We start from the raw sequence: 19022 nt of genomic DNA, 5'->3' as shown, positions 1-19022 counted from the left end.
CGCCGGATGGCACACATCGATCTTGGTCTGGACGAGACGGAACACCCGGGGATCACCGGCCTGTTCCGTTACCGGCCGGAGACCGCCGTCCCGCTCGGCGCGCTCGCCGATGTGCTGCTGCACGCGCCGCACCCGACGCTGAGCCCGGGCGAGCGCGAGCTGATCGCCGCGTACGTGTCGCAGCGCAACGAGTGCTCGTTCTGCTCCGCGTCGCATTCGGCGTTCGCCGCCGAGCAACTCGACGGTGGAATGCCGATGGTGCAGGCGGTCCAGGTGGACGTCGACGGCGCCGCGATCACGCCGAAGCTGCGCGCCCTGCTGAAGATCGCCGGCGCCGTGGCACGGTCCGGCCGGCAGGTCGACGCCGCGCTGGTCGACGCCGCCCGAGCGGCCGGCGCCACCGACCTTGAGGTCCACGACACGGTGCTGATCGCGGCGGCGTTCTGCATGTTCAACCGCTACGTGGACGGACTCGGTACGGTGCTGCCGGCCGACCCGGGCATCTACGCCGAGCGGGCAAAGCAGGTGGCCGCCAACGGATACGGCGGTTGACCCTGCGCACGCGTCAACCGGTCACCGCGGCCGCCGGCAGGTCAGCGGCTGTTGTACGGCATGGTGGGGAACCAGCCGTAGTCGAACATCGCCGGCAGCCGCACGTCCCAGTAGACGACCATGAAGACACCGAGCGCGATCAGCAGCCCGCCGGTGACTGCGGCGGTCCGGGCCGGGTCGGCGGCCAGCCAGCGGATCAGCCCGCCCCGGGTGACCATGACGAGCAGCGCGAACACCGCCGAGACAATGACGATGTTGCCCAGCGACTGCAGGACGAACGCGCCAGCGCCGTACAGCGGATTGCCGCTGTCCACCGCCCAGACGAACAGCTTGTTGAACAGCGGGTACGGCCGGCCGATCAGGAAGCCGCCGACCAGCGCGCCGAGGGTGACCACCCGGGCCACCGGCCGGCGGGCGAACGGATCCGGCAGTACGCCGAGCGCGGCCAGCCCGAGGTAGGCGAAGGCCAGCCCGATCAGCCCGAAGACCACCATCGACTGGACCAGGCGTACCGGCAGTCCGCCGACCGAGCCGGTGGACAGCTGCGGCAGCCGGTCGCCGAGCAGCACCCCGATGAAGCCGTACGCCCCGGCGACGGCGACCATGCCGAGGGTGAGCCAGCCGATCGGCCGCAGCAGGCTGCGCAGCCCGGCACGGGTCGCCGCGCCGCCGCTGGCCTGGCTCATCGGACCGATCGACGCGGCCATCGCCACGTTGCAGGCGGTGAAGGTGCCGGCCAGCCCGGTCACGAACGCGAACACCAGGCCGGCGACGGTGCCGCCGATCGCGGTCGCCTTGGCGTCGTGGCCGAGCAGCGCGTTCGCGACGTTGTCGCCGATCACGTGGTCGACGAAGTCGTACGACCAGAGCACCGCGAGCAGCACTCCGGCTGCGGCACCGATCAGCGCGATCCGGCCCCGGGAGGCCGGGGCCGGATAGCCGGACGCCGGTGGGATGGTCTGGGGCTGTGGAGATGCACTCCGGGAGATAGTCATGCGCCGATCATTTGTGCGCCGGACGCTGCTGTCCTCTCAGATCTTGCCCCGCTTGGTGCCGTTCGACGCGGATGACGCCCAAGACGGCAATCCGCGACAAGTCAGCGACACCGGCAACGGCCAGGATTGAGCCATGCCGGTCACCTCGGATCAGTGGCGGTGCGCCGCCAGCTCCGCTCCAGACGTGTTACGACGGCTGCTCACCCTGGTGGACGGTGTGCCCGCCGACCATCCGGTGACCGCCCACTGGAGCCTCGCCGACACCATGGCCCACCTGGCCACCATCACCGCGATGGACATCGCGCTGGTCACCGGCAGCGTCCCGAACCTGCCGGTGCCGGAGATCAACGAGCTGCGGGCGACGACGACGGTCGACACCGTCGCCGAGATGAACCGGCGGGTGCTGGCACGGTTCACCGAGCGCGACGTACCGGCGTTGTCGGCCCGGTTGCGCGCCGACGTCGCGGAGCTGACCCGGCTCGCCGACGCGGCCGACCCGGACCACGAGGTGAGCTGGCTCGGCGCCGCCCAGCTGCCGGTCGCCGGCCTCTACTCCCATCTGCTCAACGAGATGAACATCCACGCCTGGGACATCGCCCGGTCGGTCGGCGGACGCTGGCACACCGACCCGCACCAGGCGGCGCTGTTCGTCGACGTCTTCCTGGCCGGCGTCACCCGGTGCGGCTACGGCCGGCTGCTCGACCACGACCGGCCGGTCCGCGCCGGGCGGATCTCGGTGACCTTCCACCCGCGTACCGGTGGCCCGACCACCCTGGCCCTGGTCGACGGTCGGGTGCTGCTGGACCCGGTCGACCCGAGGCCGGACGTGCGGCTGCGCTACGACCCGGCGGTGTTCAACCTGATGCTGTTCGGCCGGGTGGGTCGGCTGCGGGCGGCGCTCGGCCGCAAGGTGGCGGTCGGTGGTCGGCGGCCGTGGCTGCTGCCCACGTTCATGTCGACGATGCGGCTACCGTCCTGACGTGCATCCGTCACAGCCGCCCTGACCTCGCCGTGTAACAACCTTGACGCAGACGCGTAGTGTGACGTACACAACCATCGCGGTTTGTCGATCATGGTGGGAGTCATTGTGATCGGCGGCTGAGGGAGTGTACGACCATGTCGGATCAGGCGCCGTACAGCCGGCGCTCATTTCTCAGTGGAGTGATCGCCACCGGGACCCTGGCGGCGGTCGCCACCTACGCGGCCCCCGGTGGCCGGCTGCAGTCCCGGGTCGAGCTGCGACTGTCCACAGGTGGTGATCCGACCGGCGCCCGGGACCTGCTGGTAAGCATGTGGAACGAGACCAATCCGCAGACCATCGTGCGGGTCGACCCGATCGACAGCGGCTCCGGCGACGAACGCCGGATAATGCTGGAGAAGGCCGCCGCTGGCGAGGCCGATCTGCTCAACCTCGACATCGTCGATGTGCCTGAGTTCGCCACCAAGGGCCTGATCGAGAAGATCCCGCCGACCGGTGGGCGGCAGCTCATCACCCCCCTCGACCAGGTCAGCCGGGTGCCTGACGAACCGGGCGTGTACTGGGCCGCGCCGTTCAACACTGACGTCGGCATGCTGTTCACCCGGCTCGACGACGACTTCACCGAGCCGCCGTCCCGTCGCCTGCCCGACCTGCTCGCCACGATCCCGGACGGGACACAGCAGTTCGTCGGCCAACTGCGTCCCAACGTGTCGGCGTTCTACGAGGCGTTCGTGGTCAACGTCCTCGAACACGCCGTCGCCGAGCGGCCCGCCGTACTGAAACCACTGGGTACGCCCGGTGCCGAACGGCCCGCCGACCGGATCTCCACCGACCTCGCACTCTGGAAGGCCGCGCTGCAGCCGTTGAAGGACGCGATCGACGCCGGGAAGGTACTGACGTCCGGCGGCGAGCCCGAGTCACTCGAGGTGTTCGGCGCGGCCGACTCCACGATCCGGTACATGCGTAGCTGGCCGGTCGAGTACCGCAAGCTGCAACTGGCCGGCAACCGGGACGTGGCGACCGGACGGATCCGGGTCGACCCGCTCAGTCAGGGCATCCTCGGCGGCCAGAGCCTGGCCGTCGTCGCCGGTTCACGCTACGTCGACCGTGCCCTGGCGTTCATCTCGTTCGCCACCAGCGAAGGGGCGCAGAAGATCCTCGCCTCGCACGGCATCGCGCCGACCGCGATCGGCGCGTACAACGACCCGAACCTGCGGGCCTCGATCCCGCATCTGGTCAGAGTGCGCGAGGCGGTGGAGAACTCGCTGCCCCGACCGGTGCACCCGGGCTACCGGCGGTTCTCCGACGTGGTCAAGGACCATGTCGAACGATTTCTCTACGAGGACCAGGACCTGTCGCCGCAGTTCACCACGGACATGGCCAGCGCGCTGGCCTGACCCCGGTGGCGACGGCACGGTCCGGAGAGGTACGTCGTGCAGATAGAACCATGGCACGTCCCGCTGCTGGTGATGGCGGGCATCATCGTGCTCGAACTTCTCGCCGTCCTGGCGCTCCGCGACGCCGGGCCGGCGGTATGGCAGTTCCTGCGTACCGCCGGCCTCGGCACCCTCGCCCTGGTGCTACTGGTCGTCGTCGTGGTCAGCATCGGCCCGTCGCTGGCCGACCAGTTGGCCAGCGTGGCCGCCGCGATCGCCGGTATCGCCGCGCTGTGGCTGACCTACCGGTCACACCGGCCGTCGGCCGAGCCCTCCTCGGCGGCGGCGGAAGCTGACAGCGACCAGCGACCCGCCGGGGAAGACGGCCGCGACCGCCAACAGGCGACCTGACCCGTACCCCGGACTACACCGCCGCGCTGTGGGCGGTGCGCAGCGCGGACGCGAACGTCTCGACCGGTTGCGCCCCGGAGACCCCCCACCGGTCGTTCAGCACGAAGAACGGCACCCCGGTGGCGCCCAGCCGGCGGGCGGCCCGGGCGTCGGCGTCGACCTCGGCGGCGTACCCGTCGCCGTGGACCACCTGCTCGGCGTCGGCCCGGTCCAGGCCGACCTCGACGGCGAGCCGGACCAGGGTCTGCGGGTCGTCGAGCACCGCGCCTTCGGCAAGGTGCGCCCGCATCAGCCGCTCGTGCAGCGGCCCGCCGAGCCCGTGCGCCGAGGCGAACTGGTTCAACCGGTGCGCGTCGAGGGTGTTCACCGCGACCGCGCGGTCCAGCGCGTAGGTCAGGCCCTCGGCGGCGGCCAACTCGCTGACCCGCTGGGTCATCGCCCGGACCTGGGCCGGCGACGCGCCGGTCCGCCGGGCCAGCATCTCGGGCACCGGTAGCGGCTCACCGTGTGTGGGGTCCAACTGGAAGCTGCGCCAGCGCACCTCGACCCGGTCGGCGTACGGAAACTGCTCCAGCGCGGTGTGCAGCCGGCGTTTGCCGATGTAGCACCACGGGCAGATCACGTCGGACCACACGTCGATCCGGACCAGGGGAGTGGCAGCGGCGTCGGCCCGGCCGCCCGTCGTCGAGGTCGTCATCGTCACCTTCCAGGCCCGGGTTGGTCCGGCCGAGATTAGCCGGGCGCCACGCCGCCGCCGGGGCCAACGTGCGAGACACCCTCGTCGGTGACACTCTTCGAGGCACATTTCCGGGGTACTGCCCAGTAACAGGTGGAGCGGCCGGTGTTCGGCTGACACGATGGCGGCGCATCAGGTGGGTGCGCGTCGACAGATTGAGCCATGTGCAGAGTGTCTTTTTCTGACTACAGTGCGCGATAACCGGGCCTGAAGTGGGAACAACCGGGCCGAAGCAAGCAACAACCGGGCCGAAGCAAGCAAAAAATGGACTGCCGAATGAGCAGTCGAGCCAGGCAACGTACCTTTTGTGGAGACTGCCAGCATCACCAGCGTTGCCCGTACGGAACCCGGCCTGGCAGCCGGCGCCGACCCCGACCTGATCGGTGGGCTCCGGCTCCGGCCCGACGCCCGGGCCCTGCAGCTCGACCGGTACGGCCGGGTAGTACGCGTCTCGGCCGGCCTGACCCGGTGGATCGGCTGGTCGGGTGCGCAGCTCGCCGGACGCCCGTTCGAGTTGGTGCTGCACCCGGACCGGCGGGCCTGGTTCCGGCACCGGTTCAGCATCCTGCTGACCGACGCGTACCCGCACTTCGTCGGCCTGGCCGAGGTGACCACCACCGACGGCCGCCTCGCCTCCAGCCACATCACCGCGGTGGCGGTACGCGGGACGGAGCCGCCGGCCGACTCGGTGCTGGTGCTGCTCACCCCGGAGAACCGGGTACGCCGCCCGCAGCTGACCGAAGTCGGTGCCCGGGTGCTGGAAGGGCTCGCAGGCGGTGCATCGACCGCCGAGCTGGCCGCCAGCCTGCACCTGAGCCGCAAGGGCGTCGAGTACCACGTGACCGCGCTGTTGCGCCAGGCCCGGGTGACCAACCGGACCGCGCTGGTCGCCTGGGCGTACCACTGCGGGGTCCTGGTGCCCGGCAGTTGGCCGCCCCGGCTGGCCCCCGAGGCCCGGGAGCAGGTCCGCCCGCGCGCCCGGACCTCAGCCGCCGCCCAGCACGCGTAGGCCGGCGGTGCCGACGGTTGGGGCCTGGCTCAGTGCCGGCCTGGCTCAGCGGCGGCCCGGCGGTGCCAGCGGCGAATAGCGGATCCGTGGCCCCGGAGTCTGCTTCACTCGGGTCGGCTCCTCGCGGGTCTGGTCCGGGTGGCGGGCGGCCCGGTGCCGCATCAGCAACCAGACGCCGAGGCCGCCGAGCAAGGCCCCCATCAGGACCGCCAGCACCAGCCGCACCGTACCGCCGAAGACGATCTGTCCGAGCGCCGCGCCGACGATCCACCGGGCGACCCACGCGCCCACCGTCGACTCCGCCACCGAACTGGTGCCCGCTGCAACCGGCATGACCGCCTCCCCTGACCACGGTATCGATCCTTGGCGTTCCCGTGCAGGGCCGGCGGAAACCATGTCGGCAACTTGACGGCGGTCACACCCCTCCTGGCCGGGCTATCCGGCCGTACCGTAGATGGTGTCCTTCAAGGAACGGACCTGGGCAAACTGGTCGCGGATCAGCGCGGTGGCGGCCTGCTGCACGCGTACCGAGAATTCGTCCTCCCGGAACCGGCGTAGGCTGCCCGGCACGATCCGCACCGTCCATTCCCGCATCCCGCGTACCTCGATCTGCACCGAACCGTCGTCGGACCGGCCCTCGGCGACGATGCCGCCCCGGGCCGCCTGGTAGTCGACGTCGCGCGGACCGACCGGCGGGTCCTCGCCGGACACCGGGGTGCCGAGCGCCTCGCTGACCGCCGACCAGTACGCCTTCATCCTGCCCGCCCACAACAGCCGGCCCAGCCCGGCCAGTTGCTGCTCGACGTAGCGTTCGTCCAGCCACTGGTAGCGGCCAGCGGCGAAGGTGACCCGTACGCGGTCGCGGCCGCGCAGCTCACCGGAGATCGCGCCGCCCGGCGCGTCCGCCGTCACGTGCATGTTGTCGAGTCGATCTGCCAGCAGTCCCACGATCCGTTCCCCAGTCTGTGTCGTTGAGGTGGGTGTGTGGAGAGTCGTTGTGGATGGTCGAGCTGAGCGGTCGAGGTGAGCGGTCGCCGTCAGGTCGAGTAGCCCATGAACAGCGGGCCGGTCACGTCTGACTGGGTCGCGTCGGCCAGCGCCGGCCGTTTCGCGACGAAGCTGTCCCGCTGCTGCGCCACGGCCTGGCAGCAGCTGGTGAGCGCGTTGGCGATCTTCTGCTCCTGCTCGGCGATGTAGCCGTGCAGCAGCCGGATGGCGTCGCGCATCGACGCGACGACCGCCTGCGCCGTCTCACCCTGGAACCGGACCGTCGGCGGGTCGTCGGGCACCCCGGCAGCCGCCACCTGCGACGTGGCCCCGACAGCGGTCAAACCCAGCGAGAGTCCGAAGCTGACCGGGGCGAGCGCCACACCGGCCACCGCCGCCACCGACGACACCACGGTGAAGGTCATCACCCACTCGTTCTTGCCGCAGTCGTCCATCCGGTCCAGCGCGGTGATCGTGTCGTGGGCGATCTTGTCGATGTCGTCGCGCGCCCGGACCCAGATCTCCCGCTCCGCGTCCAGCGCCGCCCTGAGAACTGCGATCCCCATGAACTGGTTGTAGACGATCGACGGGAACGGGGAGATGAAGTTGCTCTTGAACTCCATGGCGGCCCGACCCGTCCAGCTCTCGATGTGGCTCTCCGCGTCGAGCATCTCGTCGAGGTCGTGGTTGGCGCGGTAGGTGCGCCCACTAACCGGGTCGTCCGACACCCAGCCAGACGAAAGCTCCGACAAGGACTTGTCGAGCTTGCTCCGGTGACCGTCGAACGCTGCCGGGTCGGGCATCTCGGCGAACGCCTGGAACAGCTCCGGAATGTCGCCGAACATCTGCTCGACCCGATGGCGGGTCTCCTGCTCACCGTGCCGTGGTGCCGGTTGCGGTTTACCGGCCGGGGCCGCCGGGCGTGCCCCGGACTCGGTCAGCGCCTTCAACGTCGCCTGCTGCTGGATCTCGTACGCGTGCTGCATCAGGTTGTCGAAGCTCATCCGATGTCGGCTTTCGGCTCACCGTTGACCTCCAACAACCGGGCGAACTCACTGGCCGCCTCGTAGTCGGCACGGGCGTACTCGACGGTGGCGACGCAGAGCGCGTCCGCCGTCGCCTCGATGTTGTCGGCCGTGTCGTGGCAGATCTTCGCCAGGATGTCGTGCAGTTCGGTCCACGGTTGGTACGCCGGACCGTACGGCACGCCGGGCAGATTGCCCGACCGGACGAACGCCCCGGCGACGCCGACGGCGGCAGCATCGAGGGCGTCACCGGCCGTCGAGTAGACCGCCGCCACGGTGGGGAGATTGTCCCGGCCGGCACGCCAGAGCCCGTACAGGTCCGCGCCCAACCTGGTGCCGCTGTTGGGCTCGCTGTTCGTCACGTGATCCTCCGTCTGCCCGTCGAGTGGCCGACCCTGCCAGCCGGTTAGTTGAAGGGATCTGCCGTCGACCACCCCGGCGATCTGGGCGCGGGGCCGAAGTCGCAGTAGGGGTAGCTCTCGGTCCGCGAGTCGTCGATGTTCGACGGAATGCTGTCGGCGATGAAAGTCATCTGCTCTTCCTGGTCCGGGTCACACCGGCGGGGACCCTTGTCGCCGCTGATGCTGCCGCCGACGATCTGGCCGGTGGCGTCCCGGAAGATGGTGCCGACGCCCCGGGTGAACAGGCCGGTGCAGTACGGCGAGACCATCCGGTAGTACACGATTCCACTGTGGGACTCCGCGTCGACGACGGTGGTGCGGTCGTGTGTGGTGGTGACCCCGGCGACCTCGTCCGGTCGGTGCTCGACCCAGGTGGTGGCACCGAGGGTGGTGTCCACCTCGACCCGGTCGGCGGCGTCGGCCGCCTCGTCGACGTACACGGCGGTGCCGACGCCGGACCGGGCACCGGGCAGCAGCAGCGGCACCTCCAGCAGCACCGTCCCGCCGCCGTCTCCGATCACGACGGTGTCGCCGGTGCCGTCGAGCACGTCGAACGAGACCCGGGTGCGGTAGGCGACGTACCCGCTGGTGTTCTCGACGATGACCCCGATGCTCGCGGTCGCCGAGCCGGGTCGACGCACCGGCGGGACGATCGTCACGCCGGATTCGACGACCCGCAGCCCGCCGCCGTCAGGGGCCTCGGCGGACGGGCCGGCGGTGCCGGTGAGCGGGCGGTCGGGTGCCTCGATACAGGAGGCCGCCGGGTCGGACTCCGAGTCGGGTGAGCAGGCGGCGGTGACAGCGGCGGCCGCGACCAGGACGACGGCGAGCGCCGCCGGCACGGTTGGCCGGGGCCGGATCGATGCGGGCATGGCGCGCCTGTTCCCCACTCTTGAGCCGATGGACTGCCGCGGTTACCCCAACGTACTACATGGACACATTCCGTACGTGGAGCAGGGAGGTTGCGGTGACTCTAGGTGAGGATGATCTGTCTGCTTAGCTCCTGTCGCCAATCCGTCACTTTCCGGTACGGCTCAACCGGCGAGCGCCTGCTGACCCTGCCGCAACGCGGCGGCCATCGCGTCCCGGTAGCCGGACAGTTCGGCGTCGTGCCGGTCGACTGCAGCGTCCAGCGCCTTTTCCCACGCCAGCCGCTGCGCCTCACGCAGGCCGGTCCGGTCGGCACACCCGGCGTCCGCGACGGCGAGCTCGATCTCCTTTTCCCGGGCCACCTCGGCCGGCCACGGGCCGCCCTCCGGCACCCGGCCGCCGGGCCGCTCACCGACCGGGTAGTGGAAGTACTGGGCGAAGCGCCGGGCGTCCGCCGGGTCGAGCAGTTGCGGCTGGCCTTCCTGCTGGAGACAGTCCGACCAAGCGGCCGTCGCCGAGGTCACCGTCGGATCGGCGCCGTACCCGGCGCGGGCCGCCTCGTCGATCACCGTCACCGGGCTCGGCGGCGCGGCGACCTCGCCGTACACAACGGATCTGGCCTCGCCGACGCAGCCGCCGAGCGTCGGGTTGCCGGCGTCGTCGGTGAGCGTCTCGCCGTCCGCTGCACCGGTCAGCGCCTCCTGGTAGCGGCGCTCCTCGGCCGGTGACGGCCAGGTGAACCGTTCGGTGGTGGCACCGGCCTCGGCGTCGGCTTGGCCGGCGGTCTCAGCCGCGCGGATGCCGTACCCGTTCGCTGTTGCCTCGGCCAGCGTCGGTGACTGCTGCGGAGGCGCGACCGCCGGCCCGGGAAGCCCGGCCGGGAGCTGCGCGGGAAACCGGTCGAGGCCAGCATCGCGCAGACACGCTTCGGTGAGCCGGCCGACGACGGCACGTACCTGCGGGTCCATCTCCAACGCGGCGGCGAGCAGCGGATGCTGGCCCGACACCGGATCGGCTCCGGCGGGCTGCCCGCCCGAACCGGCCGGCGGCTCGGCTGCCTCGTCGGATGTCGACGGCCCCGGTGAGCAGGCCGCCAGCATCGCCAGTACGCCGACCATCGCGGCGGTGGGAAGCAGCTTGCCGAGGCGTTCGTGGTGCAGCATGTTCAGACCGTCTCCGTTGATCACTGTTGCGGGTCGTCAGGGGGTGCGCAGTGCTGGTAGACCTCGGTCCGGGTGTCGGCTGCGGCTGGCGGCAGACTGCTCGGCAGCAGCGTCGACCCGGGGTGCCGGCCGGGCAGGCAGGCGGACGGCGAGACGGCGGGGTCGAAGCCCCCGCCGACAACCGTGCCGGCCTCGTCGCGGAACACCGCGCTGGTGCCGACAGAGGTCCACTTTCGGCAGTACGGTGAGTGGACCTCGTAGGTGACCGTAGCGTCGATCTGGTCCGTACCTTGCCGCCGAGTCTCCAGATGCCGGGTGGTGATTCCGCCGGCCGTGGTGCCTTCGGCGTCTGTGGTCGCATCTGGTGTGCCTGCGGTCGCGGTCCAGGTCGCGCTGGAGACAGTTGCGTTCACCCGGGCGACCTTGACCCGCTGGCCGTCCTCGGACCGGATCCAGAACTGGCCGCCCACGCCGACGCGTTCGCCGGGAAGGATGACCGGGATCTCCCGGGGCTGGTCCAGGATCGTGGTGAGGACGGCGGACTCACCGGCGCTGTCGAGGATGTCGAAGGTCACCAGTGCGCGGTGCGCGGTGTGCGTACTCGTGTTGGCGACGACGGCGCCGATGCTGACCATCGCGTTGCGGGTGATCGGTGCCGACGTGCTGCCGAGTTGGGTGAAGCCGGACTCGACCACGTCGAGCCCGTTGCCGTCCGGCGCGGCAGTCGCTGTCGCCGGTGGTGTCGCTCGTCCAGGCGGGCCGATGCACGGCGTGGTGGGGGTGGCGGTCGCGTCCGGCTGGCCCCGCATCTGCAGGGCGATCGCCGTGCCGGCGGTGACCGCCGCGATAAGCACCACTGCGGACAGAGGTATGAGGATCTTTCGTGTTCGTCGGCTGGGATCAGGGGCATCCACGGTCGGTGTGGCCATGATGCGTGTTCCCACTTTCCAATGCGGACTCAGAGCGGCTCTGCCACGGTACAGCCTGGCAACCGTCGATGCCGACCGGACGCGGGTCGGGCGCTCGCCGCCGAGCGCTGGCGCGGACAGGCAGTACGCCGCTCGTCACGGCTCCCGGGGCAGAGGGTCGCCACAGTCTTGATGCCACAGGTGCATCAAGATGCACCTGTGGCATCAACCCCGAGAGCACACCCAGCCCGGCAGTCGGTAACTCTGCGTGCAACTCCGGGGCCAACATTTGCGAGAACGGCTCATCTGTCGGAGACGGATTCCCACGGTATCGGTGGGTTCCGGACCCGTGGCCAGGACTTATCGGATCAGAAAGTTAGCGAAGGCCGGGCTCTCGCGCTGACGTGGGCCGGAGAGGTCCACGGACTGTGGAGCGGCGGGTCCCCCTGTCCGGGCAACTTCAACCACCCGTACACCAGCCGCACGGCGAGAAGTTGTCAGTGCGGATCGCACGCGGCCCGGCACCCCGTTCAGCTTGGTCGGTGTGTCCTCTCTGGGTCGTGGGCGTCGACCGCATGCCACCGGCTGCCGGCTCGGGCGGAGGCGTAAGCGGCGGCGATCACCTCCGCGACGGTCAGCGCGGGCGCGGCCAGCGTCCGTACGTCGCTCGCGCAGGCCACGTGGCGAAGTACCTCGCGAGCCATCTCCGGCATCCAGTCCGAGTGGGCGTGACCGCTCCTGCCCTGAGCCGGAACCGCTCCGGCGACGCGGCCGCCGGGCACCGCACCCGGTTGGTCGTCGAGGACGGCAGCGGCGGTGCCGTACTCGCCGATGACCCGGTACGCGGTCCGTCTGCTGGCAGCTCGCCAGTCGAGTGTCACCGTCGCGGTGGCGCCGCCGCCGAGGCGTAGCCGCAACTCGCTCCAGTGATCGATGCCGGATGCGCCGTACCGGATCCGGCACGACACCTGGCGGATCCGCCGGTCGCAGAGCCACTCGGTGAGGTACACGCAGTGTGCGCCGTGGTCGACCAGGATTCCGCCACCTGCGACGCCACGGTCGCTGCGCCAGTCAGGCCGCCAGTCCGAGATGCCGGGGGCAGGCCGGGTGCGGTCGATGGTGATCTCGACCCGCTGCGGCCGGCCGATGCGTGCTGGTGAGCACTGTTCGCGTAGCGCGTTCAGGACCGGCGCAAAGAGGTAGTTGTGCCCAGGGAAGATGATCCGGGCCCGAGCGCTGGCGAGGTCGATCAGTCGTCGGCCGTTGACCGGGTCGAGGAAGACGGGCTTTTCGCAGAAGACATGCGCGCCGCGCAGCAGCGACTCTTCGATGTACGTCTCGTGGCTGCTCGGCGGGGTGCAGATCAGCGCCAGGTCGACCTCGGCGCTGAGTTCAGTGGACGACCGGACCACCTCCGCGTGCGGGTGGTGGCGACGGGCGAGCCGCCGCCTCGTCGGAGTCGGGTCCGCGACCGCGACGACAGCCGCGTCCGGCATGCCGGCGTAGCAGCGTGCATGGGCCTCGCCGCAGCGGCCGTAGCCAACCACCGCGACCCTGATCATTGCCCGTCCCAGTGCCGTCGGAGCACTTCGGACAGGGTGTCGGCAGCCGCCATCAGTTCGGTCTCGTCAGCGGTCAGCGGCGGGTACAACCGGAGCGTACGCCCTCCGGTCATGACCAGGACCCCGGCGCTGAGCAACCGTTGGAAGACGTGGCGCAGTTGCCCCTTGTCGGCGACGTCCAACTCGATCCCGATCGCGAGGCCCCGGCCGCGCACCTCGGCGACCAGCGGAAGATCGACCAGGGACTCCGAGAGCCGAGCGAGCAGCCGTTCGCCGAGCAGGCGCGCCCGACCGGCCAGACCCTGCTCCCGCACGGTCTCGGCGACAACCGCGACGGCCCGACAGGCCAGGGGGAACCCGCCGTAGCTCGACGAACTCGCGCTGGGTGCGCCGAACGGTCCGCGTTCCATGAGTTCCAGCGACGAGCAGACCGCGGACACCGGATAACCGTTACCGAGCCCTTTGCCGAGCACCATGATGTCCGGGCGTACGTCCGGGTGGTCGCTGGCGAAGACCTCGCCGGTACGACCCATGCCAGTCATCGACTCGTCGGCGATGAGCAACGCTCCGTGCTCGTCGGCGAGTTGCCTGAGCCGGGCCAGATAACCCGCTGGCGGCGACACGTTGCCGGCCCGGCCCTGTACCGGCTCGACGAGGACGGCGGCGAGTGCGCCGCTGGACTGCTCCCGCAGGACGTCGCGTGCCAGGTCGACGCAGGCGAAGTCGCAGCTGGGATAGGACAGGCGCAGGGGACATCGGGCGCAGTCGGCGTACGGGGCGCTGATGCTTCCAGGCGCCGGCGGGCCGAGGCCGTTGCGGGCACCGCTGGTGTGGGCGAGGCTACCCATGGTCCGGCCATGGAACGACTGCCAGAACGACAGGATCTCGTACCGTCCGGTGGCGGACTTCGCCAGCCGGAGGGCGGCCTCGACTGCTTCGCTGCCGCTGCTGTAGAGCTGGATGCGGTTGAGCTGTTCGGGCAACAGACGCTGAAGCTGCCGCCCCATGTCCCGCCGGGCGTCCGAGCCGTGCGCGCCGATCATCCAGCGTTGCAGCTGACCTGCCATCGCCCGGACGTAGCCGGGGTGCGAGTGACCGAGCAGGTTGACGCCGGCGGCACCCATGAGATCCGTGACGCGGCTGCCGTCCGGCCGGATCAGATGCATGCCGCGAGCCTCGGCGACGACCAGCCCCGCCCACTCGACGGCCTCGGAGATCCCAGGACCCAGGACCGGTTCCTCGGCCGGGAACGAGTCGGCACCCACCGTCGCCCGGCTATCCCGTACGCCGGACGACCGCGACCCGGAATCCGGTCGCCGGATGTCGTTGGGTAGCGAGCCGCTGATTGCGAGTGTAGGAATTGGCGCACTCCCTACCGTAGTAGTAGGCACCGCCGCGGATGACGTACCGCGCGTCGGGTAACGGGCCGTTAGCTTCCCGACCATCGTCGGCCTGGTACGGGTAGTGAAAGGTCGGTAGCCGTCCCGAGGTTCCCCACCTGCTGCGGGTCCACTCCGAGACGTTGCCGATCAGGTCCTGGCACCCTGCCGCGCTGTCGCCCTGGGGCGAGAACCGGCCCGGCGCGACGACCACGTCGAGGCCGGTGGCGCGGATGTTCGTCCGGCGACCGCGAGGGTCGGCGGCGCTACCCCACGGGTAGGGATCGCCCCGCCCGTTGCTGGCGGCGTACTCCCACTCGGCTTCGCTGGGCAGCACGACACGCTGGTCTGCGGTCAGCCGGCCGACGGCCCGCAGCCGTCGGGTGAGCCAGTCGCAGTAACGGACGGCGTCGTGCCAGGACACCATCACCACCGGCAGGCTGGGCTCATCCCACAGGTTGTCACCGGTGGCCCAGTGCTCGGGGCAGGGTCCACCGGCGACGGCGACGAACGCCAGGTACTGGCTGTTGGTCACCACCGTGCGGGCCAGCTCGAACGGCGGGAGTCGGAGCAGATGCCGGGGTCGGCACGAACTGAACCTGCTGTCCGGCGGATCGAGGCCGATGACGACCTCGCCGCCGGAGTGGGGCACGAAGTCGGGCAGCGCCGGCCGGTGCAGCGCGTCGCTGATCCCGGTGGCCGAGATCCGCCCGTTGTCGAGTAGTTCCTGCAGCGTGGGCTGCTCGGCCTGGCGGCTCATGGATTCCGCATAGCTGCGTACCTCGTCGGCGCTGTCGTGGGTGGCGACCCGCTGCAGGCAGACCCGCGCGTGTGCGCTGCTGGGCGCGAGAGCGGCCAGCTCGGTGACGGCGTCGAGACGCGACCCTGCGTGGGGTGAGTAGAGGTCCTCGCGCACGTAGTCGGGCAGCTGTTCCTCGGGGTACTTCGCGCTGAGAACTATCGGTCGGTCAAGGGCGCTGACGTGCACCGCTACGCCGCTGGCCCGGGCGCGGTCCGCCGCACGGTGCAGGACCTCGTTCAGCGGCCGGAGCTCGCCGGAAGCGGCCAGGTCGCCGAGTTCGGCGGCGAGGGCGTCGTGGCAGGTGCGCCCGACTGCGACTGTCGGCCCGGGGATGGACGCGAGCAGGTGTACGCCGGGTATCGGCGACAGCGGTACGCTCCCGCTCGGCGCCGTGGTGAGATCGGCGCAGATCACGACGCTTCCTGTCGCGTCGTAGCCATGCAGCTCGGCGATCAGGTCGGCCATCGGCAACATGCTGCCGGGACGACCCGGCACCGAGTTCGGGAGTACGAGGGACACCAGGTCACCGGTCGTGCGTTCGAAGTGAGCGACGTGACCGGCCAACGCCACGAGCAGCATGCCGACGCCGTCAAGATCCTGAGCTGCGGCTCTGACTGCCCGGAGCGCGCTGGTCGGACTGCCGAACTGCCCGGCCCTGAGCACGATTGAGCGCACGTCGAAGTGCTGACCCAGCTGCCACTGGAGGTCCCCGCCGGTCCTGCTACCGCGTTGGCCGGGGATGGCGGGAAAGGCCGAGGACTGCTGGGGTGCGAGAAAGAGTGCTCCGACTGTCAGAGGTGAGCCGCGATCCATGTCACCGTCTCGCGGTGGACGATTTCTCTTTCGTGCGGCCGTTCCAGGCAATGGTCGCCGTCGTTGATGACAACCACCTTCCTCGCTCCGCCGACGAGCTCGGCCGCTCGCACGCTCTGTTGGAAAGGTACCTCCCGGTCGGCCGTGCCGTGAATGAACAACACCGGTGTGGCAAGATCGACCAGCGGCGCACTGACATCTACGACCTGCTGTAGTTCGTGGAGGAAGTCCAAGCCGATCTGCTCGCCGTCGATCTCGGAGAAGCCTTCGCGTTCGGCGGATTCGAGGTGCTCCGGGTTCAGATAGGACTCGAAGGTGCCGTCCAACAGCCAGATGGCCGGCCACAGCATGACAATCGCCTTGTACGCCGGATCGAGGTCGCTCAGGCCGATGGTGGCCCCAAAACTCTCGCCGATCAACACCCACGCGCCCGGCCGGAATCTCTCGTCGACGAACTCCCGCACCGCGCGCATCTCATGGACCTGCCGACGGATGGTCATGTCGCGGTAGCGGCCGGTGCTCTCGCCGCAGCCCCTGAAGTCGAACCGCACCGACGCGATGCCAAGCTCGGCGAGTTGCCGAGCAAGATTCGCGTACAGCTGCTCGGGTCCGTCCTTCTCTCCGCCGGGTCCACCGTGCAGCATCAGTACCATGCAGCTCACCGCGTTACCTGTCGGCTGCGTGACCACCGTTGCGAGTTCGTCATCTTCGACACTGACGCGATACCGCAACTCCTCCGCTGTAGCTGGCATGCTCTGAGCCCTCCCGGTGTATGTCAATCGCCACCTACGGTCATTTCGGTGAACCGGATTCTTGGTTTCCGGAACGCCACAACCCACAACCACGGCCAGACCAGGGCGCGGACTGCATACCTTGCTACTGCCTCCGCCTCGGCCTGCTCGCCGATCAGCGACAAGCTGTGGGCGTCGGCGGCAGCCCGGAGTGCGTACCTCCTGGCCCTTATCATCCGACCTTGGAATAGGTGTAGGCGAGCATCCGTCAGGTCGACTCTCACCAACTGGCGTACATCGCGGTACGTGACAGCGATGCGGCGTGCCTGATCGAGGAGCAGCATGGCGTCCTGAAAAGCGCCACCCATCATGCTGACTTCGGCGAGATCACGAATCGCGTAGGCCTTGCCCCGCTCCCAGGGCAGTTCTTCACATGAGTCGAGGAACCGCCGGACGGTCTGTGCACACTGATCGAGTCGACCCAGATGCCAGTAGGCGGCCCCGACCAGCGACTGAATGTCGATCATATTGTTGAAGTCGCCGGCGGACCGGGCCATCACCTCGGCGTCCTCACCGGCGTTCTTGACGACAGCCAGTGCCTCGACCGCCTTCCCGGCTCGGAAGAGCTGGAACCCGACACATCTGAGCTGACGTGCGATTTCCTTGACCGAACCGATCTCGCGGGCGATGCGGAGGCCGAGATCGGCGGTACGGGCTGCGGCTGCCTCTTCGCCCCGGATAGCATGCGTCGACGAGATCACGGACAACGCGAGCGAGCGTTCCTCGCCCTTCCCGCGTGCCGTCGCCGCCTCGTAGGCCACCCAGCCGAGGTCGATCCGATCGTCGAAGAGCCCTAGCGTGAAGAAGATGTCGAGGGTGACTTCGAAGAGTCTGAAGCTCTGCTCGAACGCTCTGTTGTGGTGCCGCTCCCGGATCAGCAGTCGGATGGCGTCGAGGTGGGATTCGGCGCCGGAAGCATCCTCCCAGTGCTGGCCGAACCGACTGATGAAGTGGTCGGCGAGGCAGATGGCGATTTCGTTGAGCTGTGCTTCCGGCGTGTGGTTGAGTACGAACAGACGCAGCGCCGCCGAGCAGGTGTAGAAGGTGGTGTCATGCCGCTGATGTGAGGAGATCAGCCCGTCCGACCACAAGCGTTCCGCGAGGTCCTCAACCTCGTCCTGCGGCAGATGGAGCGCAACGCACAGTTGCTCCGCGTTCGCGCTTCCGCTGAGGAATGCGCAAACGCTCAGCAGGCTTCGCCCGGCCGCACTGACGTCATGCCACACCACAGTGAACAACGCGTCAGTCAGCTGTGCGGATCCGGCTTCCAGCTGACGTAATCTCATGGAGAAACTCCGGCCCTCGTGTGAACACGCCAGGGCGAAGAGCTCGATCGCTCGCGGGTTCCCGCCCAGCAGCTCGTGCAGGCGCGCCAGCGTCGCTCGATCGGCGTTGAGAATGTCGGTCACGCCGCGCCGGGTCGCCTCGCGGATCAGCAGCTCCTCTGTGTATTTCTGTTGAAGTTCCTGGAGCATCACCCGCGGCGCCGGCAGCCGGCCCGGCGTGTTGGCACTGACGATGGCGAGGGATCCACTCGGCAGGGTCCGTAGAAAGCCGACCAGGTGGTGGGCGTCCGTCGCGCTGAGCCGGAGATTGTCGATGACCAGTACCGCAGGGTGATCGGCGAGAAACGCGCGCAGCACCTCTGCCTTGTGTTCGGCTGGTGCCGCGGACAGAGTCGGGTCGCCGGCGGCCAGCCCGAGCGTACGAGCGAGATCGGCAAGGCCGAGCGCGCCGTTGTGCGCGTCGAACCAGACGAGCGAGGTGTATCCCCGTGCTTGCTGCCGGCCGGTGCGTCGTTCGGCGAGCCGGTGGGCCACCTCGGTGGCCAGCGCGCTCTTTCCGACGCCAATGCTGCCCTCGATGGAGACGAGGTATTCGCCCCGGTCGAGATGCTGCAGGACCTGAGCAACCTCGTCGGTGCGGTCGACGAGCTGGGTGCGTGACGGCAGGAGGATCTTGGGTGGTTGACGCCTCGGCCGTCCGCCACGCCGCCATCGTCCGATCAACGGGGGCAGGGCGAGTGCCGCCGCGATGACCGCCAGCAGTGCGGAGAGCAGGCCGAGTAGCTCGTTGACACCAGCGGTGATGCCATCCACAGCCGTGACGCCACCTTAAGCACCAGAAGGGCGGTCAACGCCTTCGACGTCGCGAAGGTCGTACCAGTCTGCGGGAGGCGTTTACGGTGCGCAATGGAGGAGTCAGCAAGCGGTCACTGGCCGGCGCCGTTGGAGATCAAGGTAGACGGAGGTCTACAAGGCGC

Annotated in this window: 19 protein-coding genes; 5 read left to right on the top strand and 14 right to left on the bottom strand. The window is 69.6% G+C overall.

Going from position 1 to position 19022, the window contains the following annotated elements; translation table 11 throughout:
- The first annotated feature begins 6 nt into the window (after nucleotides 1–6).
- Nucleotides 7–552 (top strand): carboxymuconolactone decarboxylase family protein, encoded by a 546-nt coding sequence (locus tag EDC02_RS22295; protein WP_123603643.1) that lies wholly within the window; start codon nucleotides 7–9, stop codon nucleotides 550–552.
- A 41-nt stretch (nucleotides 553–593) separates the two neighbouring features.
- Here EDC02_RS22295 and EDC02_RS22290 read toward each other — a convergent pair whose 3' ends face one another.
- Nucleotides 594–1547: a hypothetical protein gene (locus EDC02_RS22290; RefSeq protein WP_233606200.1), complete on the bottom strand. Its 954-nt coding sequence runs from the start codon at nucleotides 1545–1547 to the stop codon at nucleotides 594–596.
- 133 nt (nucleotides 1548–1680) lie between these two features.
- Here EDC02_RS22290 and EDC02_RS22285 point away from each other — a divergent pair, with 133 nt between their 5' ends.
- The 3 genes from EDC02_RS22285 to EDC02_RS22275 all read left to right on the top strand — a co-directional run bounded on the left by EDC02_RS22285 (nucleotide 1681) and on the right by EDC02_RS22275 (nucleotide 4313).
- Entirely contained in the window at nucleotides 1681–2526 is an 846-nt protein-coding gene (locus EDC02_RS22285; protein ID WP_123603642.1) for a hypothetical protein, read from the top strand.
- A 137-nt stretch (nucleotides 2527–2663) separates the two neighbouring features.
- Nucleotides 2664–3923 (top strand): extracellular solute-binding protein, encoded by a 1260-nt coding sequence (locus EDC02_RS22280; protein WP_123603641.1) that lies wholly within the window; start codon nucleotides 2664–2666, stop codon nucleotides 3921–3923.
- Nucleotides 3924–3959: 36 nt separating this feature from the next.
- A complete protein-coding gene (locus EDC02_RS22275) occupies nucleotides 3960–4313 on the top strand; it encodes a hypothetical protein (protein ID WP_123603640.1) in 354 nt (117 codons plus the stop codon).
- A gap of 13 nt (nucleotides 4314–4326) precedes the next feature.
- Here EDC02_RS22275 and EDC02_RS22270 read toward each other — a convergent pair whose 3' ends face one another.
- The gene (locus EDC02_RS22270) at nucleotides 4327–5010 is read right to left on the bottom strand and encodes a DsbA family oxidoreductase (RefSeq protein WP_123603639.1); all 684 of its coding nucleotides are present in this window, start codon (nucleotides 5008–5010) and stop codon (nucleotides 4327–4329) included.
- Between the two features lie 346 nt (nucleotides 5011–5356).
- On the opposite strand from EDC02_RS22270, the gene EDC02_RS22265 reads away from it, so the two are divergent.
- Complete coding sequence (locus EDC02_RS22265) at nucleotides 5357–6058, top strand: LuxR C-terminal-related transcriptional regulator (RefSeq protein ID WP_123603638.1); 702 nt, start codon at nucleotides 5357–5359, stop codon at nucleotides 6056–6058.
- A 45-nt stretch (nucleotides 6059–6103) separates the two neighbouring features.
- On the opposite strand, the gene EDC02_RS22260 is transcribed toward EDC02_RS22265, so the two are convergent.
- From EDC02_RS22260 to EDC02_RS22205, 12 genes are all read right to left on the bottom strand, one after another.
- On the bottom strand, nucleotides 6104–6391 hold the full coding sequence (locus EDC02_RS22260; RefSeq protein ID WP_123603637.1) for a hypothetical protein: 288 nt from the start codon (nucleotides 6389–6391) through the stop codon (nucleotides 6104–6106).
- A gap of 102 nt (nucleotides 6392–6493) precedes the next feature.
- Nucleotides 6494–7006 carry a hypothetical protein gene (locus EDC02_RS22255; protein WP_123603636.1) on the bottom strand — a complete coding sequence of 171 codons (513 nt, stop codon included), beginning with the start codon at nucleotides 7004–7006 and terminating at the stop codon, nucleotides 6494–6496.
- A gap of 89 nt (nucleotides 7007–7095) precedes the next feature.
- Complete coding sequence (locus tag EDC02_RS22250) at nucleotides 7096–8049, bottom strand: hypothetical protein (protein ID WP_123603635.1); 954 nt, start codon at nucleotides 8047–8049, stop codon at nucleotides 7096–7098.
- A complete protein-coding gene (locus EDC02_RS22245) occupies nucleotides 8046–8432 on the bottom strand; it encodes a hypothetical protein (protein WP_123603634.1) in 387 nt (128 codons plus the stop codon). The genes EDC02_RS22250 and EDC02_RS22245 overlap by 4 nt, the downstream gene beginning before the upstream one ends.
- Before the next feature lie 44 nt (nucleotides 8433–8476).
- Nucleotides 8477–9343: a hypothetical protein gene (locus EDC02_RS22240; RefSeq protein ID WP_148083559.1), complete on the bottom strand. Its 867-nt coding sequence runs from the start codon at nucleotides 9341–9343 to the stop codon at nucleotides 8477–8479.
- A gap of 162 nt (nucleotides 9344–9505) precedes the next feature.
- Nucleotides 9506–10504 carry a hypothetical protein gene (locus tag EDC02_RS22235; RefSeq protein WP_148083558.1) on the bottom strand — a complete coding sequence of 333 codons (999 nt, stop codon included), beginning with the start codon at nucleotides 10502–10504 and terminating at the stop codon, nucleotides 9506–9508.
- Nucleotides 10505–10524: 20 nt separating this feature from the next.
- Nucleotides 10525–11433 carry a hypothetical protein gene (locus EDC02_RS22230; RefSeq protein ID WP_148083557.1) on the bottom strand — a complete coding sequence of 303 codons (909 nt, stop codon included), beginning with the start codon at nucleotides 11431–11433 and terminating at the stop codon, nucleotides 10525–10527.
- 509 nt (nucleotides 11434–11942) lie between these two features.
- The gene (locus EDC02_RS22225) at nucleotides 11943–12974 is read right to left on the bottom strand and encodes a Gfo/Idh/MocA family protein (RefSeq protein ID WP_123603630.1); all 1032 of its coding nucleotides are present in this window, start codon (nucleotides 12972–12974) and stop codon (nucleotides 11943–11945) included.
- Entirely contained in the window at nucleotides 12971–14239 is a 1269-nt protein-coding gene (locus EDC02_RS22220; RefSeq protein ID WP_123603629.1) for an aspartate aminotransferase family protein, read from the bottom strand. The genes EDC02_RS22225 and EDC02_RS22220 overlap by 4 nt, the downstream gene beginning before the upstream one ends.
- 10 nt (nucleotides 14240–14249) lie before the next feature.
- Nucleotides 14250–15830 carry a formylglycine-generating enzyme family protein gene (locus EDC02_RS22215; RefSeq protein WP_158632267.1) on the bottom strand — a complete coding sequence of 527 codons (1581 nt, stop codon included), beginning with the start codon at nucleotides 15828–15830 and terminating at the stop codon, nucleotides 14250–14252.
- 116 nt (nucleotides 15831–15946) lie between these two features.
- The gene (locus EDC02_RS22210) at nucleotides 15947–16720 is read right to left on the bottom strand and encodes an alpha/beta hydrolase (RefSeq protein ID WP_123603627.1); all 774 of its coding nucleotides are present in this window, start codon (nucleotides 16718–16720) and stop codon (nucleotides 15947–15949) included.
- A 23-nt stretch (nucleotides 16721–16743) separates the two neighbouring features.
- Nucleotides 16744–18858: an ATP-binding protein gene (locus EDC02_RS22205; protein ID WP_123603626.1), complete on the bottom strand. Its 2115-nt coding sequence runs from the start codon at nucleotides 18856–18858 to the stop codon at nucleotides 16744–16746.
- Between the last annotated feature and the right edge of the window lie 164 nt (nucleotides 18859–19022).

The sequence above is a fragment of the Micromonospora sp. Llam0 genome (assembly GCF_003751085.1).
In the GTDB taxonomy this organism is placed as follows: Bacteria; Actinomycetota; Actinomycetes; order Mycobacteriales; family Micromonosporaceae; genus Micromonospora_E.
Note: the sequence above shows the minus strand (reverse complement) of the source record. Positions and strands in the feature narration are given on the sequence as shown.

Coding starts and splice junctions, on each gene's coding strand:
- EDC02_RS22210 (WP_123603627.1), bottom strand. CDS start 16,720: ATGCCAGCTACAGCGGAGGAGTTGCGGTATCGCGTCAGTGTCGAAGAT.
- EDC02_RS22290 (WP_233606200.1), bottom strand. CDS start 1,547: ATGACTATCTCCCGGAGTGCATCTCCACAGCCCCAGACCATCCCACCG.
- EDC02_RS22225 (WP_123603630.1), bottom strand. CDS start 12,974: ATGATCAGGGTCGCGGTGGTTGGCTACGGCCGCTGCGGCGAGGCCCAT.
- EDC02_RS22270 (WP_123603639.1), bottom strand. CDS start 5,010: ATGACGACCTCGACGACGGGCGGCCGGGCCGACGCCGCTGCCACTCCC.
- EDC02_RS22250 (WP_123603635.1), bottom strand. CDS start 8,049: ATGAGCTTCGACAACCTGATGCAGCACGCGTACGAGATCCAGCAGCAG.
- EDC02_RS22260 (WP_123603637.1), bottom strand. CDS start 6,391: ATGCCGGTTGCAGCGGGCACCAGTTCGGTGGCGGAGTCGACGGTGGGC.
- EDC02_RS22285 (WP_123603642.1), top strand. CDS start 1,681: ATGCCGGTCACCTCGGATCAGTGGCGGTGCGCCGCCAGCTCCGCTCCA.
- EDC02_RS22280 (WP_123603641.1), top strand. CDS start 2,664: ATGTCGGATCAGGCGCCGTACAGCCGGCGCTCATTTCTCAGTGGAGTG.
- EDC02_RS22230 (WP_148083557.1), bottom strand. CDS start 11,433: ATGGCCACACCGACCGTGGATGCCCCTGATCCCAGCCGACGAACACGA.
- EDC02_RS22240 (WP_148083559.1), bottom strand. CDS start 9,343: ATGCCCGCATCGATCCGGCCCCGGCCAACCGTGCCGGCGGCGCTCGCC.
- EDC02_RS22235 (WP_148083558.1), bottom strand. CDS start 10,504: ATGCTGCACCACGAACGCCTCGGCAAGCTGCTTCCCACCGCCGCGATG.
- EDC02_RS22295 (WP_123603643.1), top strand. CDS start 7: ATGGCACACATCGATCTTGGTCTGGACGAGACGGAACACCCGGGGATC.